Origin of the sequence: Sulfitobacter sp. HI0040 (assembly GCF_001634885.1) — a bacterium.
GTDB lineage: Bacteria > Pseudomonadota > Alphaproteobacteria > Rhodobacterales > Rhodobacteraceae > Sulfitobacter.
In genome coordinates, this window is record NZ_LWEX01000387.1 from 1 (window position 1) to 237 (window position 237).

General features: G+C 63.7%; 1 protein-coding gene. It reads right to left on the reverse strand.

Annotated elements, in window-relative coordinates; genetic code table 11:
• On the reverse strand, positions 1-237 hold a 237-nt coding region (locus A3728_RS16175), incomplete at both ends, for a peptidase dimerization domain-containing protein (RefSeq protein WP_150120848.1).

The window sequence follows — 237 nt, forward strand, 5'->3', positions numbered from 1 at the left end:
CGGTCCTCTTCGCCCGCCGGGGTGGAAAGGCCCACGTCCTTCAGAAAGGCGTCATGATCGAAGGACAGCCCCTGCCATTGGGCCTCCAACTCGTCCGAAAGCTCCGGCACCCCGTCATAGAACCCAGGAATCGTGATGCGCCCGGTGTCGTCATGCAGCGAGGCCAGGATGCGGGACAGGACGCGGATCGGGTTCATGGCGATGCCGCCGTACATGCCCGAATGCAGATCCTTGTCG